Raw genomic sequence first — 14029 nt, forward strand, 5'->3', positions numbered from 1 at the left:
TTAGACCGCCACCGGCTTGCCGGCAGCCTTGCGCTGCTTTTGCAACTGGCGCCACTGCTCCAGCGCGTCAACTGCGATCTCAGGCTCCGCTTCCTCATCCTTGCGAACGGGGTCACGCCAGCCATCGAACTCCTTGATCACGCTCTCGTAGAACTGCACTGCGTGCAGCCACTCCCAAAAGTTGGCGCCGTCCAGTCCCTGCGCCACGCACGCATCCAGGAAGCGCTGCACCTGGTCGAGCGTCGGCTGCCAGCCACGTTCCTTGTAGGCCGCGCCGGTGGGGAACGTCTGGCCAGTCCAGCCCAGAGCTTTGTATTCTGCGATCGAGCGCGCCAGCTGGGCCTCCGGATTGTCCGCACCCACCCAGTACACCTGGGGCATGTTGATGTCACTCTTCTCCAGGAAGGCCTCAAAGGGCAGCGGCCGGTGCTTTGTCGGGAAGCGGAAGCTGCTGAAACCGATCGGCGTCATGCCGACGCCGGCCCGCAACCCCGCCATGTACTGGCGTGCCGCCCTGTCCATGCCGTGCTCTCTGAACTCGATCTCGGCATTGACCACGAAGCCGTCCAGCTTGAGCTCCGTGACGCGCTTGACGGAGGCTGTGGCCTCAGCGGATGGTTCCAGCCCGTAGATGTATTGCCAGCCCCAGGCCTGGATGCCGCGCTTATGCAACTCACTGACCAACGGCGGCACCAGATCAACGCCCTGGTGCACGTTGTAATTCCACTGCGCATCTGCCACCTTGATGAGCACATGTGAGAGCCCCATCTCGGCCGCACGCTCAGCTACGCGCTCAGGCGCCGGGGGCTTGCCTTCCCCGCCGCCCTCGATGCGGTAGATGACCCACAGATACAGACCCAATCCTGTCAACATAATGTCTCCTTACGCCACCCGCACCACTTCCAGGCAGCTGCCCACCAGCACGCTACTGGCCGTGCCGTTGCTGGCGTTCTGCGCAAATTCCAATATCAGCGTGCCGGCATCGCCCACCACGATCGTGCCGCGGATGATGCAGACCCCGCTGGTGGCGCTGGTGACGCCGGCCGCCGTGCTGCCCAGATCCTGCACCCGCGTGCCGATGGTCGGCGCCGCCGTACCGGTCTGTGCTTGGACGTAATAGTTGATCGTTGTGGCGGTCAGGCCGCCGCTGCCTGCGACGCGGTATTTGTGGCCGCCGCTGGCCCCTGCACTCACATGCAGAACCGCCTCAAAGACGTACACGCCGCCGGCCACCAGATCCATCTCCAGATCGGCGATCTGGCTCAGCGTGGTGTTGCTCGATACATCCTTCTGTGTGGCCAGATAGCGGCGTGTGCGCGAACCCGTCTTCCATACATCCATTCGCACGGCCTTGCTGCCGTTGAAGACCAGCAACTTATCCGTCTCCGCCGCTTCATCCCCCGGGTCGGGCGTGTGATCGTCCAGGTTGCTGAGGCCGCCCAGCAACTCCTCGAGAGTGGCCTCTTTCATCCACCCCGTAGATGTCGTGGTGTCGCTAATGTCACGCCCCGTAAAACAGTCGCCTTTGGCGGGGATGCCAAGGGACGACAGGTCACTGTGCTTGTTCTCACCGCTCATCTTCAATATCCTCTAGGCGCAGGCCCGCCACGGGGTGCAGGCTCAAGTAATCCGCCAAGCTCAGCTTCACATTGCCGGCCGCGGTGCGAGCCAATCCCAACAAACGCTGGCGCTCTTCTGCCTCGGCAGCCAACGCCTGCTCAACTTCCTGCAGGTCAAGCTCGCGCTGGCGAAGCTCTGCCGGGGTGGGCTCGCGGTAGGTGGTGACCCACTCGCTCACCATCCCGTTAGACACGTCGTTTTCAATCGCGTCAAGGTTCATCTGGTACTTCACCGCCTCCCTCGCCTTTGCCTCGCCATCCGGCATGGCTTCGATCCTGGCCATCCATGCATCCATCTGGTTGCGCTCCATCAAAAACACACGCCGCGCATCTCGCTCCTGCTCGGTGGGCTGGCGGGTAATCTGGTGGCTCTCCGCAAATTGGAATTCAGCGGCCATCTATATACTCTGCGCCCCGAATAGTGCCGCTTTGCTACCTGCAGCAAAGTTTGCGCCAACCAGTGGCGATATATCAATGCGGGTGATCGCCTGGGGTGTCGGGTTCATCCAGGTAGCGCCTCCCTTGAAATTCGTCAGGTTAGAGCCTGTATGTCCGTGCAAGGTGACCGTCTTATGATTGACCGCCTCGGAGTACCACGGGATGACCATAAACAAAGAGGCGTACACCAGGGCCGTTGCATCTGCGGTTGGCGCGTACAGGAACGGAATGTAGGATAGACCCGTATTCCCCACACCGGCCACAGTTGTTGAGACTTGTGTAAGGTAGGAATACCCATAATTGTTGCCGGCGTCATTATTGAAACGGATGCGTACGTTGTCATTGTTCCCGCCACCACTCAACACCGAGCGAAGCGAAGCCACGAGAATTAGCGTGTCGTACGCCTGACTAATGTTTGGGAAGGTGAAATTGGCAGGCGCGCCCAGTTCCGTGTACCCTGCCTTGGCGTCCCACACGCCCAGGTTGTCATACAGGAACTGCGGGTTATCCACCGCATCCTGGTTCCAGCGCACCAGCGTAAGAGGGTCGCCATTGTTTGCCGCTACCGGATTTACCCAGCTCATCTACACACCTCGCATCACGTGGCTGCCGTCGATCTCACAACGCCCCGTCACCCCGATCAGCAAGGTGTCCTGCGGCGGCAGCATCAGCATCGTCCAGGTGATATCCAAAAGTCCACCGCCATAGATGCGGCCGCTCTCGCCAACGATCATCCCCAGCCAGTTCCCTACGCCGGTCTGGCTCTCGCTGATCTCGGCCACCGCGCTCGGCTCCAGCATGGCGTATTCCATATGCGTCTCGCTGCGGTTGGCATTGAAGGCCACCGTGCGCACCATCGGCGCATTGCTGGCCATCTCATCCCGCAGCACCTGTGCCAACGCTGTGCCGAACACAGCCAGCGGCTGGTAGGCCAGGGTCACCCTCAGCTCAGCATCTCGTTTTGCGTTCTCGACAAACTCAATCAACTCAATTTCGCTAAACGAGCGCACCGCCTTGCCCCAAAGCCAATAATTGTTCAGGTAACCGCCGCGAGTGGATGTGTTGGTAAAAAAAACCTCAGCCTGCGTTGCCCCGCGAACGACCTCGACCTGCAGGAAGCTGTTCATGCTGCCCGCAAGCGAGCGCTCAATCGAGTCAAAGTAATAATCCACGCCAGGCTGCGGGTCGATTTCAACATCAACCCCGGCAATGCTGGCGCCGCCGTTCGGGTCGCGATAGCGCATCGTGATTGGATGCGTCTCGCCCGGGCGGATGTATTCAGCCTTGTCCAGTTGCCACAGTACCTCAGGCGTTTCGCCAACCTCACGCGGCACAATCACCACCACCGCCGAATCCTTCTGCTCTTCACGGGCGCGGCCAGCGTCCAGCGCTGTCATCTCGTTGTCCAGCGTGGCGTCCACCGTATACTCACGCAGCAGATCGGCGTAGGTCTTGCTAATAATGCGGCCGCCATGCTGGGAGTTACCCACCTCAAGGATGAGATCCCAAGCGCTCAGTGCCACCTTGTTGATCTCGGCCGAGGCCGGCGACTTCTTGCTGGTGGCCCCGGCGAATACGAAACTGATCGGCTGGCGGTTCGGGCTCCACGCCCATGACGGCGGCCGCTCATCCAGAGACATGGTGATCTCCTCGTACATCTCATCCGAGCGCACGTCCATCTGGATCTCTTCCAATCCCTGACGTGGCGACTCGTGATACACGATCATCATGCTCTGGCATTCCACGTAGGTGCGCCGCGGCCCGTGGATACCCGGCACCGGCTTGATCAGCGAGATAAAGCCCTGCCACTTGTACAGGCGCACACCGTCATATTCGATGTACAGGCGGATGCCACGCCGCTCCAGGAAGCCTTCACGGCAATTGGCGTGGCCGGGCGAGTAATACCCAGGCAGGCCAGCCGAGTTGAACGCCGAGTTGTTGAGCTCGATCTTCAGGTCACCGATGCCGGCCACGCGGCTGTCTGTGCGCGGGTCCAGCTTGCCCTTGTTCCAGGAGATCTCGCCCAGAACGTCAGGCGTTACGTCCACAAAGCCGTAGCCGTCCATGATCAGCGGGCTGCCATCCTCCTGCGTCAGCGGCGTGCCGTCTTCCTGGCACAGCACCGCCCCACCCAGTTGGATCTCAACGCCAAAGCTGTCCAGAAACGCAGGGCCGCTCATTGCGCCTCGCTCATGGCTTCCAGGACGGCGTTCTTGAGGTCGGTCTTGCTGGGCTGGTTGCGAATATCCTGGCGCATCCCGCGCACCTCGGCCTCGAGCCGGCTATTCGAGCGCTGCGTTTCAGCCACAAATGCTGCCATCGCCCGCTCAGCCTGTTGCTGGCCTTGCTGGGCCACCGATGCGCCTACGCCAACGGCCGCAGCCTGGGCTGCAGCAGCCGCTACCTGGGCTGCTGCCTGCTGAGCGGCCTGCTGTGCTGACGCTTGAAGCCAGGATGCGTTGGGGTTATTCTGCTCCCACCCCGTGTCTACACCCGGGTTGTTCTGGTGCCACGCACCTGGGTGCTGTGCCCCCAAGCTCATGTAGTACCCGCCCAGGGTCATGTTGGCGCTGTTGTAGCGCTGGGAACTGATTAACCCGCTGGCACTCGTCACCCCATCAATCAAGCGGCCGCCGTTGGCCATCCCCGCGGCTTTCTCTTGCTCCATCTGCACAGACTTGTTGTGCGGGATGATCTCCCAGCTTCCGGTTTCAGGGTCATACTGAGCGTATTCCCAGCCCTGCTCACCTACTTTTACCAGCGGGCCTTTGCTGCCCAAGCGGCCACCGGTGGCGTGGCCGAAAACGCCACCAGGGCGCAGGAAACCACCATTGGCCGCCATTTCAGGATTCACATAGCCGCTTGACCCCCTAGTGCCACCAGGCCCCATCTGCTGATTTCCTGGCCGGTTAGGCAATACCCCGCCAGAAATAAATGTCCCATCCAGCAGGCGCATGATCCACGTGTCGCCGTAAGCCGTGATGGTTACGCCGATCTCGCTGTTCATTCCGTCAATGAGATTGAGGCCGTTCTTCAAGTCCTCGGCACGCTGCGCCGCGTCCGCCACAGGGATGCCCAAAGCTACTAACTGCTGCTGCGCTTGCTTGGAATCGATCTGACCGAGAGACAGTTGCAAGCCGATAGCTTCCTGCGCTACGAGGCCAACGTTCTTGGAGTACTCGCTCCATACCTCGCCCTCGTCTTTGCCAAGCGCAATTTGCTGTTTGGCGTACTCCAAAAGCTGGTCTTTGGTGCGCGTCAGTTCATAGCCGCCAGCAAGACCAAACTGTATTGACTCTTGCTCTCTGGCAATCTGCCCAGAAAGTCCCATGTTGACCGCGTCAAAATACGCCGTAGCTTCACTGGCGGCTTCTTGCCACTCTGCGCCGTATTGGCCCACAGACGCCGCCGTCTCTTCCAACTCGGGGCGCAATTGGGCGTGCAAGAAAGCAGCGCGCTCGAGCTCAAAGTTGTTGAGGCGTTGTGTTTCGTTAGCGCGTTGTAGCAGTTCTTCGTATGTAACGATTTCACCAGTCGGCATGACAATACTGCGAACGCGATAATCAGTTCGCACTAGCTCTGCACCAGTTATCTGTAGCGCGCGATCAAGATCCACGACAGCCTTTGTCATATCTCCAAACTGGCGCACCGGCCCTGCCAATGCGTCGCCGGCCTTCTGAGCTTGCAGGTTGTAGTACTCTTTTAATTGGGTGATCAGATATTCGTAACCACTGGCAGCATCCTTTGTCAGCCCACCCGTCTGCTCCAACATCTCATTGCCGTCTTCCAGCACAGCATTCAGCAGGATTTGGCGTTTCGTTGCGTCGTCCACGGAATCCGCCGCCACACCATTCGCATCCGCCCACTCCTGCACGCGCCCACTCAGGTTGGTGACGATACCCAGGTTGTCCAAGATGAGCGGCGACATACGCCCGATACCCGTAACAATGTCATTGAAGGCTTGTGTTGTAGACAAGCCCATCGCCCGGCCACGAACAGCAGCCACCTCCAACAACTTCGCCATCTTGTCCGCGTCATTGGTCACGCCCAGCAGCATGGCGCGATTGCTTGAAAGAATTAGGTCGTTACTTGTAACCGTCCCATCAGAAACCGCGCGCAATTTAGACAAAATCACGTCCATGTTTGCGCCATACTGTGCGGCCAAGTTGGCCCCAGCGGTTTCAAGACGCGCCATCTGCGCCCCTTGCTGAGCAAAGTCGAAGCCCTTCTTCAAGGTGTAGATAGCGCCGGTTATTTTGGCGATATTGATGAGACTGGCCGCGCCGAACTGGTCAAACTGCTTGCCACCCTGCTGCAAGCCCGTCTTGACTTCGCCCATACCCTGTTTGAAGCCACGCGTTTCAGCACCTATTTGAGCGAACAATGAGGCAATCATGGTCGCCATCAAATCACCTCCGCGGTATAATGAATACGGGCTAGTTGCGACCTCATGAATCGCAACGAAAAGATGGACTTCCTGACCATCCTGCCCCAACCATCAATCAGGACTGCTGCAGGAGGCAGACGATGCCCGTTTCTTCTATTTGCGAAGTTTGCAAAAAAGTCTTTCAGCACAAAAAATACAACAAGGGAAAAACAAGACGCTTTTGTTCGAACGCGTGCTATTACAAAATCCACAAAATCCCGCAGGGATTTTGCAAAAATTGCAACAAACTGTTTAAGCAACGCGCTCTTCACGGCAGGCAAAAGTTTTGCACTCGTGCTTGCAGATGGGAATTTGAACGCAAGAAAACGCCGACTACTGTCTGCGAACATTGCGGAGTAAAGTTTTCCCGATCTGCAAGCATCTTCAAATACAACGCTGTTCGCTTTTGTTCTGTAAGTTGTGCCGAAGCCAGCGGTTACCGCAAAACCACACCCCGATACACCGTCCCGCGCAAAATCACAAAATGCGGAAACTGTGGGGCGGACTTTGAACATCGCTCCACGGAACGCAGGACGTACTGCTCGCAGGCGTGCGCAGGGACGCTTGGCAGAGTGCGCAATCCGTCTTACCGCAGGCTGAAAACCAAGGGATGGGTGCGCCTCAGACTCGAAATCATCGAGCGCGATCGGTGCTGCCGGGTTTGCGGTTCTACAAAGAGACTGGCAGTCCACCATGTCATTCCGTGGCGCATCAGCCACGATGACAGTCCGTCCAATCTCGTAACCCTCTGCAACTCCTGCCATCCGCGAGTTGAAAGCGGACTTGTTTCGCTCTAATGTTGCTATTTGTAAACACTTCCTTTGACCTTCGCCAATCCGTCTTGAACTGAACGGTATTCACGAAGATCGCCCAAACTCAGGTTATCCACCTGCTCCAGGCTCCAGCCGAATTTTTCAACAAAGTGCCAGCGCCAATACTCCTCTGGCACAACATCGCCTACGGCGTCGCTTCCTGGCTCGTACTGTCCGTGTTTGAGGCCCCAGTAAATTCGCTTACTGAGGCTTTCGTCAAAGGGGCGTAGGCGCCATCCCAAAACGCAGTTGCCACTTGTCGCCACTCCTGCCACGAAAGTTCCTCAAACACATGAACATCAACGCCCGTAACCTTCGCCATCACCGCAAAGAGCTTGTCGTCTTTCAGCTTCTTTTCTTCTGTAAGAGCGACAAACTCCTTGCGGGAGATTTTGTAGAAGTCGAACGTGATCTCAGTACCGTTCTGCAGCTTCATGGCTTACCAGGTGCCGTAATCCAGCGCGCCGTTGCCCTGGAAGTCGCAGCTCAGCTCAACAACATCGGCGTAAGGCATGTTCACCACGCCACCGCCAGAGATGGCCGCGCCGCTGTACTTGCGCTTGCCCGCGGCAGTGCCTTCGGGGCCAACAATCAGGGTGCCTTGTGTGCCCGATTTCAGCGCATCTTCCAGCGCAGTGCCACCCACCGGCTGCAGCAGAGAAATGCTGCTCGTCCAACTTTTGATGCCGGCCAGGAACGTGCTCCACTCATCCGCGGCGGCAGTAGTGTCTACATTGTTGTTGACGGGAGTGATATTGACCGTGCGCTGATTACCCGTCAGGGTCACCGTGCCACCGCTGTAAATCCATTGGGCAAAAGTGTTATTGCCCTTGAACGTCAAAGTGCTTGCCATATCCTTTCTTGCTCCTTTATTTGTCGTACTGCAGGCGGTACATCCCGCCTACATGCCAAAATTTCTGTCCTGCTTCGTCTACTTCAACAGTTTCAAAATCCGTCTCACGCGCCAGCCAGAACGTAGAGTTCCAGCCGCTCACAGTCAACGGACCGCTCAACATCAAACTTTCTGCATACGCATCAGCACTCCCCGCGTCGGCTTTCGATACATTCGATACAGCCTTGACGCGCACTACCTGGTTCTTCCTGCGGACAGGGGTAATGTGCTCATCCCCGCCGCCCTGAATTCCGAATTCCACAAACCGCTTCACGCCATCCTTCGCCAGTAACGTGTAGATATGCGTGCCGCCCAAATGCGCCGTGAGGGCTGTTCCCCCCGCCAGCCGCGTGTACACCGCAGCATCTAAGGCGTTCACGGTTTCGCCACCTTCGCCAGCCGCTGAACATGAGGCTGGCGCTCACTCTCCACCGACGGCACCATGAACGGATGTGCCGCCATCTTGTATGTGCCTGTTTCGTTGAAAATGCCGTACTCCACACCGTCGCGCACCACCCACGCGCCCGGCGTTGCCCCGGCATCAAGAAACTCGCTCTCCGGCTCAGCCTTGATGCTGGCGCTCAGCGCTCCCGTTTCATACGGCGCGGCCATCGCCGCCTTGCCCTGAACAGCAAAGGCGGTCTGGCTGTTGGCCTGCTCAACGGTCATATCCGCATTGGAGACAAGCGCGTCCAAGACCTTCGTATCCAACTTGACGCTCACGCCACCATCTCCACAGTTGCCCGCACACAGTCTTTCCAGGACTTGTCGCTATTCACCTCGGTCACGTTGTAAGTAAGGCCGTTGTGCTCCACGCGGTTATCAGTCGTCAGAGCGGTGTTGTACGGCACAGTCAGCACCCATTCGCCATAGGCGCGGATTGCTCCGCCCGCCATGCGCTCATTACCGGAGCGGCGGTCAAGGCGGCAGGTCGCCGTCCCCGATGCGCTCCACGTTTCCGTCTGCCCGCCCATACCATCCGGCGCGGTCGTCAGCGTTTTGATAACGCAGGTGTCCGGCAGCAGCTCGGCAATCGTGGCGCGCATGTCTGCCAACTCGGCAGCGGTCAGCGTCATACGAAGATCTCCACAGTCTCGCCGCCATTCTGCTGCTCGTAGTGTTCGGCCATCTTCAAGGCCATCTCCACTAGCTGACTGCGTTTCACGCTGTGTCCATCGGTTGCGAAGTCAAACTTGCTTGAAGCATGTGCCGCTTTCATGCGCCACACATCCGCAGCCGCAGCGTTCATGCTGAACGCGCGTCCAGTCAAATAGCGCGCCGAGCCGCCCTGGTCGGTCGTGAACGTAACCACGCCTTTTGCGTAGTCCACGCTATACAGAGCCGTTCCAATCTCGGCGCCCTGCCCGTCTTTGATGGTTACGGCACTCTCCAGGTCAGTGAAGCCAGAGAGGTACTCCTTATATTCGTAGCCGCCTACCACCTGCACCTGCACGGCTTGCATCTCTACGCCGCGAATGTTTACGCAATGGCGATCAAGAGCGGCCTGCATATGATCATCTGACCAGTACGGCGCGTTGGCAATGCTGTAGTCCGCTGTACCTGCATCGGTGAGCCCGCGCAGATCGAGTACGCGGTCAGTCATGCTCGGCCTCACTTCGCCACCTCCAGCGTTTCAAATGCATCTTCGGGAAGGTTGAACGGCAGCCAATGCCCCGTTCCAGCACCTTCACGCAGGGAGTCATAGCGCGCAGCAAGAGCCTTGCGCTCCACATAGCTCTTGACCAGAAACTTGTGATGCAGGATGTGAACATTCGCCACCCGCCCCGCCCCAAACGGCGAACCGTCATGCACTTGCTTGCGCCCGCCCGCCTTTTCTTTGACGGTCAGGCGGGTTTGTATATCGGGGTACAGTGGAGGATTAGTCAGATAGCCGTCTCTCCACAAGTGCTTGCGGGGGAAGCTCCACACATCCGACTGCGTGTATTCGCCGGAATAAAGCCAAAGCATCATCTCCGCGCTAATAAGCTCATCGTCGTCAATGCGCAGAATATAGTCGCCAGAACAAACAGAAGCAGCCTCGTCAAGCACGCTTTCAATCGAACCGTTGCTCTTAACGAGGTAATGCATGGAATTTGCTCCAAGCTTTGGTATTGCTGACAAGCGCGCCGCAATCTCCGCATCTGCGCCTGCGAGAAAGTCTCCATCGTGCGCAACGACAAACTCCGCTCCCAGCGCAGCCGCCTGAACAGAGGTGTCGGCAAGAAACTCGGCCGCATGCGGCTCGCCCTTAGTTACGCAAAGCAAGGACAGCGTCATAGCTGGTCGCCTCCCGTAGCAAGGGCCACTCACGCGGCCATTTCTCGCTCAGCACGGCATCCATCTCTGCCCGTGCTTCGCGGTGATATTCGTCAACACTCATCCCGTGTACTCCGGCCTTGTAGCCGTGGTTCTCGCTCACTTCCATAACCACGTCATCCGCCACCAGTCCATGCTTGCCTTGTGCGATTGCTTTCAAACTGGTGTCGTAGTCCGTTCCCCAGTTGTAGGTGAGGCGCGGGTCAAAACGGCTGTTTGCGTCAAACCACTCCGCCAGGTACATCCCAGCCCCGCCCAAATGCCGCGTGACGCCAGCCTTTGCCAGCGCGGTATGCGGCCAGCGGGTTGCTCCTTCGTAGCGCGGCGAGACGTACACGCAATCCCCGCTCAGTTTCTCAACCATCCCCTGCACGCCAGCCATCAACTTGAACTGCAATGACGTTGTGAGAAACCAGTAAGCGTAATATTTTTCGCCGCTCACCGCCGCCAAGCCATCGGCGTAAGCAAGGCCAGCAAGGTAAGCATGGGTGAGGCGCACATTCTTGCGCAGCTTCACAGTCGTATTCACCGGTGGGAAGCCACGCGAGCCGTTATCCACCACGATCACGTCAATGCCATCAATCACAGAAAAAGCCCGCGAGAGCGCATTGGCGCGTTCGGACAGGTTGTGGTTGGCGATAATCGCGGCAACCTTATTTGCGGGCATAAATCTCCATCATTGAGCCAGGCCAGGCGAATTTCACTTTCACACCAAACAGCCGCAGCACAAACTTCACCAGATCCATCACGGGGTTCGCATACGGCGTTCCCCAATACGGCTTGACCACCTCAATGTCTTTCAAGCCGAGATTCTTCAAAATGTTCGCCAGCATCTTGTCGCTGGGGATTACAAAGTTGCGCGGCGCATCCAGCGCAGGCAAGTCACCAAACAGCTTGTAGACAAGGCTGTTCGTGTTTGGCGTGGCGAGGAATGCGATCAATGCGCCTGGCTTCATTTCTTCGATACACTCCCGCAACATCCCCATCGGTTCGTCAAGGTGCTGGAACGTACCGCGCCAGACAACTAAATCCCACTCCATCGGGATACCGGCATCCACCGCTCTGATTCCGCGCTTCGCTGCTTGGCGAAATGCGTACTCGCTAACTTCTGTTCCGAATTTTTCCCAAGCGGCAAAATGCTCGGCCAGAAAATCGCCAATGCCGCAGCCTACATCCAACACGCTACCGGATGCCACAGACAGCCGCGCCTTGATACGGGCGGCCTCCTGCGCCTTCATGGCCTTGCGCCTCGGGTCATCCGCATACGCATGGCCGATGAAGTAGCTAGCGGGATACAGGCTGGCTGTCATCCCCCGCCTTCACTTGGCGACCCTTCGGGCTTTCTGCAACTAGCGGCTTGTTATTGCCGCGCAATTTGAGGATTTCGTTGCGTGCCGCTTCCTCTCGCGGTGTTCGCACTACGTTGCCGTAGAGCAGTTCTTCAATAAGCTGTTCGTGTAAAGTCATGCGACCTCTCCTTGTGCATCAGAGATCATCTTTTCAAGTCGCCCAACAAGTATTTCGAGCTGAGCAACAAGCATGTCGCCATCAACCCTGACTGTCACATCGGGGAATTTCCCCTGCTTCTTGGCACGCTCCAACTCCTCGCGCACAATTTTGCGCACCTGCTCTTCGCTTATGTTGGGCGGTGGATATGTCCACGACCAAGCGCTTTTTCCGCAGCCGCAACCAGTTCCGCAACCACAGGGGCGATAACCTGGCGCATAGCCTCCATTTACATACATATCAACTCCTTACCTGCGTCTCTTCTTCCTGCTTTTCTTGCTTTCGCGCTCAATGCGTGTTTCCAGCGCGCTCAGCACCGGCTTCCAATAGCTCTCTGTCACCACGTCAGCGTCATACGCCAGCGCACCTTCACGGGCTTGCTTGCCCATGCCTGCCGCCTTCTCGTAGGCCTCGCCCAGTGCGTCCGCAATGGCTTCGGGGCGAGCGGCGTACTGCATTGCGGCCAGCGGTGTCCAAACTTTGTGCGCCTCGCCTTTGGGGATCTTCCATCCCTCAAAACACAGCTCGCCCATTGACGTCCAGTCACCCACGATCACCGGCGTTCCGCAGGCCTGCGCTTCCAAAATAGGGATGCCAAAGCCCTCGCCCATGCTCACCAGCAAATGCACATCCATCGCGTTGTAGGCGGCCACCATGTAGTCATTGGGGAAGCCGATGAGCAAGTTGTATTGGTTGGGAAAGCCGTAATCCTTGCCTTCCTGCATCCCCAAATGCGCCAGGTACTCCGGCAAGTTCACGCCCTCGTACTCGCCGTTCTCGCTGCGGGCGGTGTGCAGGTACAACCACGCGTCTTTGCGCTTCTGTTTCAGCATGGCAAAGGCTTCCAGGTTCTCCACAAAAGCCTTGCGGCTCGGATTACCCTTGTTAGCCGCCACCATGCCCACAATGAATTTGTCTTTAGGCCAGCCCAGTCGCTCCAGCAATTCAGCTTTGGGAGTGTCGAGCGGCTGGAACATTTTGCTCTCTACCCCGTGCGGGACGTAGTAACAATCCAGTCCTGCGGCGTGCGTCATCCGTTCGCCAAACTTGCTGTAGACAATACGGGCGTAGGCCTGCTGTACTTTCTGCTTCACCAGCTGCGGCAATGGCTCAGAGTCCACCGGATACCAGGGCGCCCAGCGCACGTTGCCGTATAGCTGCGGCTCGCACACCCACGCGTCCATCAGCGAAATCATCAGGTCTGCACCGCTTTGCGCGGCGTTGGCGGCCATCATGTCCTGCCCATAGGGGTGATGCCCACGCGGGAACACTTGCATGCCCTGCCAATTCAGCATGCCGCCGTCCAATCCCCAGAACGAGGTCAGCGATACCTCATGCCCCAGCGCCTTGATGCGCGGGGCGAATATCTTCGTCTGGTTGGCGTAGCCGGTGGAGGCCCAGGGCGCGTTGCTTACGATGTGAAGCTTCACCACTCCCCCTTGATGATCGTGAAGGGAGCGGAAACGCTGGGGCAGAAATAGGCGGAAGCTTCTAGGGCTGTTTCAATTCTTTCTGTGGCAGCCGCCGCTCCGGGCAACACCCCGCCGCCCTGCGCCTTCAATGCACCTAGCGCATATTCCGCACCAGCACCCACCGCGGCCAGGCCATCCTCAAACTCCAGGACGCTGTAATCCTCCTGAACTTCAAACAGCCGCCCATTCAGTCCAACAAGAAAAAGCTCCCCCTCTTCTTCGTTGTTCTCGATGTGGGCAAAGCCATTCTCTGCAAACACTTTGCGCACCGCGTCCACGAACAGCGTGGTCATGTAGGCAAAGGTGTCGATGCCCTCGGGAATATCAGGCGTAACGAGCTTCGTCTCCAGCAGCTGACCGGCACGAAATGACCCCGTGTATCCAATCAATGCAATTCCGTTAGTAAAGAGCTTGGGGCGCACCACATTGCGGCGAATGTTGTAGTTCGTACCGCACGAGTCCGCTCCCATCCAAACCTTGCCATCTGCCACCAGGCCGACAATGCAGGTCATGTAGCTAGCCTTTCTCTCTCGCTGTAAATTCTTTAA

The 14029-nt window shown here is 58.0% G+C and carries 21 protein-coding genes; 1 reads left to right on the forward strand and 20 read right to left on the reverse strand.

The window, feature by feature from the left end; translation table 11 throughout:
* Genes KIT08_01255 through KIT08_01280 form a run of 6 tightly spaced genes read right to left on the reverse strand, consistent with a single transcriptional unit; the run spans window position 1 to window position 6462 of the window.
* Complete coding sequence (locus KIT08_01255) at window positions 1-873, reverse strand: hypothetical protein (protein ID UYN89880.1); 873 nt, start codon at window positions 871-873, stop codon at window positions 1-3.
* A gap of 9 nt (window positions 874-882) precedes the next feature.
* Window positions 883-1578 carry a hypothetical protein gene (locus KIT08_01260; GenBank protein ID UYN89881.1) on the reverse strand — a complete coding sequence of 232 codons (696 nt, stop codon included), beginning with the start codon at window positions 1576-1578 and terminating at the stop codon, window positions 883-885.
* On the reverse strand, window positions 1568-2017 hold the full coding sequence (locus tag KIT08_01265) for a hypothetical protein (protein UYN89882.1): 450 nt from the start codon (window positions 2015-2017) through the stop codon (window positions 1568-1570). Before KIT08_01265 ends, KIT08_01260 begins: the two co-directional genes overlap by 11 nt.
* Complete coding sequence (locus tag KIT08_01270) at window positions 2018-2641, reverse strand: hypothetical protein (GenBank protein UYN89883.1); 624 nt, start codon at window positions 2639-2641, stop codon at window positions 2018-2020.
* On the reverse strand, window positions 2642-4237 hold the full coding sequence (locus KIT08_01275) for a hypothetical protein (GenBank protein ID UYN89884.1): 1596 nt from the start codon (window positions 4235-4237) through the stop codon (window positions 2642-2644).
* A complete protein-coding gene (locus tag KIT08_01280) occupies window positions 4234-6462 on the reverse strand; it encodes a hypothetical protein (protein UYN89885.1) in 2229 nt (742 codons plus the stop codon). The genes KIT08_01275 and KIT08_01280 overlap by 4 nt, the downstream gene beginning before the upstream one ends.
* Before the next feature lie 122 nt (window positions 6463-6584).
* Between KIT08_01280 and KIT08_01285 the strand changes: the two genes are divergently transcribed.
* A complete protein-coding gene (locus tag KIT08_01285) occupies window positions 6585-7280 on the forward strand; it encodes an HNH endonuclease (protein ID UYN89886.1) in 696 nt (231 codons plus the stop codon).
* 5 nt (window positions 7281-7285) lie between these two features.
* Here KIT08_01285 and KIT08_01290 read toward each other — a convergent pair whose 3' ends face one another.
* From KIT08_01290 to KIT08_01355, 14 genes are read right to left on the reverse strand one after another with little or no spacing between them, the layout of a single operon-like run.
* Window positions 7286-7432: a hypothetical protein gene (locus KIT08_01290; GenBank protein UYN89887.1), complete on the reverse strand. Its 147-nt coding sequence runs from the start codon at window positions 7430-7432 to the stop codon at window positions 7286-7288.
* An 8-nt stretch (window positions 7433-7440) separates the two neighbouring features.
* Window positions 7441-7731 (reverse strand): hypothetical protein, encoded by a 291-nt coding sequence (locus KIT08_01295; protein UYN89888.1) that lies wholly within the window; start codon window positions 7729-7731, stop codon window positions 7441-7443.
* A gap of 3 nt (window positions 7732-7734) precedes the next feature.
* A complete protein-coding gene (locus KIT08_01300) occupies window positions 7735-8148 on the reverse strand; it encodes a hypothetical protein (GenBank protein ID UYN89889.1) in 414 nt (137 codons plus the stop codon).
* A gap of 16 nt (window positions 8149-8164) precedes the next feature.
* Complete coding sequence (locus KIT08_01305) at window positions 8165-8566, reverse strand: hypothetical protein (protein UYN89890.1); 402 nt, start codon at window positions 8564-8566, stop codon at window positions 8165-8167.
* A complete protein-coding gene (locus KIT08_01310; GenBank protein ID UYN89891.1) occupies window positions 8563-8910 on the reverse strand; it encodes a hypothetical protein in 348 nt (115 codons plus the stop codon). The genes KIT08_01305 and KIT08_01310 overlap by 4 nt, the downstream gene beginning before the upstream one ends.
* Complete coding sequence (locus KIT08_01315) at window positions 8907-9263, reverse strand: phage head closure protein (protein UYN89892.1); 357 nt, start codon at window positions 9261-9263, stop codon at window positions 8907-8909. Before KIT08_01315 ends, KIT08_01310 begins: the two co-directional genes overlap by 4 nt.
* Window positions 9260-9790, reverse strand: a complete 531-nt coding sequence (locus tag KIT08_01320; GenBank protein ID UYN89893.1) for a hypothetical protein — start codon at window positions 9788-9790, stop codon at window positions 9260-9262. Before KIT08_01320 ends, KIT08_01315 begins: the two co-directional genes overlap by 4 nt.
* An 8-nt stretch (window positions 9791-9798) precedes the next feature.
* Window positions 9799-10464, reverse strand: coding sequence for a glycosyltransferase family 2 protein (locus tag KIT08_01325; GenBank protein UYN89894.1), 666 nt, complete (start codon window positions 10462-10464; stop codon window positions 9799-9801).
* Window positions 10436-11170 carry a hypothetical protein gene (locus KIT08_01330; protein UYN89895.1) on the reverse strand — a complete coding sequence of 245 codons (735 nt, stop codon included), beginning with the start codon at window positions 11168-11170 and terminating at the stop codon, window positions 10436-10438. Before KIT08_01330 ends, KIT08_01325 begins: the two co-directional genes overlap by 29 nt.
* On the reverse strand, window positions 11157-11813 hold the full coding sequence (locus KIT08_01335; GenBank protein ID UYN89896.1) for a class I SAM-dependent methyltransferase: 657 nt from the start codon (window positions 11811-11813) through the stop codon (window positions 11157-11159). The genes KIT08_01330 and KIT08_01335 overlap by 14 nt, the downstream gene beginning before the upstream one ends.
* Complete coding sequence (locus KIT08_01340; GenBank protein ID UYN89897.1) at window positions 11788-11970, reverse strand: hypothetical protein; 183 nt, start codon at window positions 11968-11970, stop codon at window positions 11788-11790. Before KIT08_01340 ends, KIT08_01335 begins: the two co-directional genes overlap by 26 nt.
* Window positions 11967-12248 (reverse strand): hypothetical protein, encoded by a 282-nt coding sequence (locus KIT08_01345; GenBank protein UYN89898.1) that lies wholly within the window; start codon window positions 12246-12248, stop codon window positions 11967-11969. Before KIT08_01345 ends, KIT08_01340 begins: the two co-directional genes overlap by 4 nt.
* A gap of 9 nt (window positions 12249-12257) precedes the next feature.
* Window positions 12258-13439 carry a glycosyltransferase family 4 protein gene (locus tag KIT08_01350; GenBank protein ID UYN89899.1) on the reverse strand — a complete coding sequence of 394 codons (1182 nt, stop codon included), beginning with the start codon at window positions 13437-13439 and terminating at the stop codon, window positions 12258-12260.
* Window positions 13436-13993: a hypothetical protein gene (locus KIT08_01355; GenBank protein ID UYN89900.1), complete on the reverse strand. Its 558-nt coding sequence runs from the start codon at window positions 13991-13993 to the stop codon at window positions 13436-13438. Before KIT08_01355 ends, KIT08_01350 begins: the two co-directional genes overlap by 4 nt.
* Between the last annotated feature and the right edge of the window lie 36 nt (window positions 13994-14029).

It is taken from the genome of Anaerolineales bacterium (assembly GCA_025808555.1).
Classification (GTDB): domain Bacteria; phylum Chloroflexota; class Anaerolineae; order Anaerolineales; family UBA11579; genus JAMCZK01.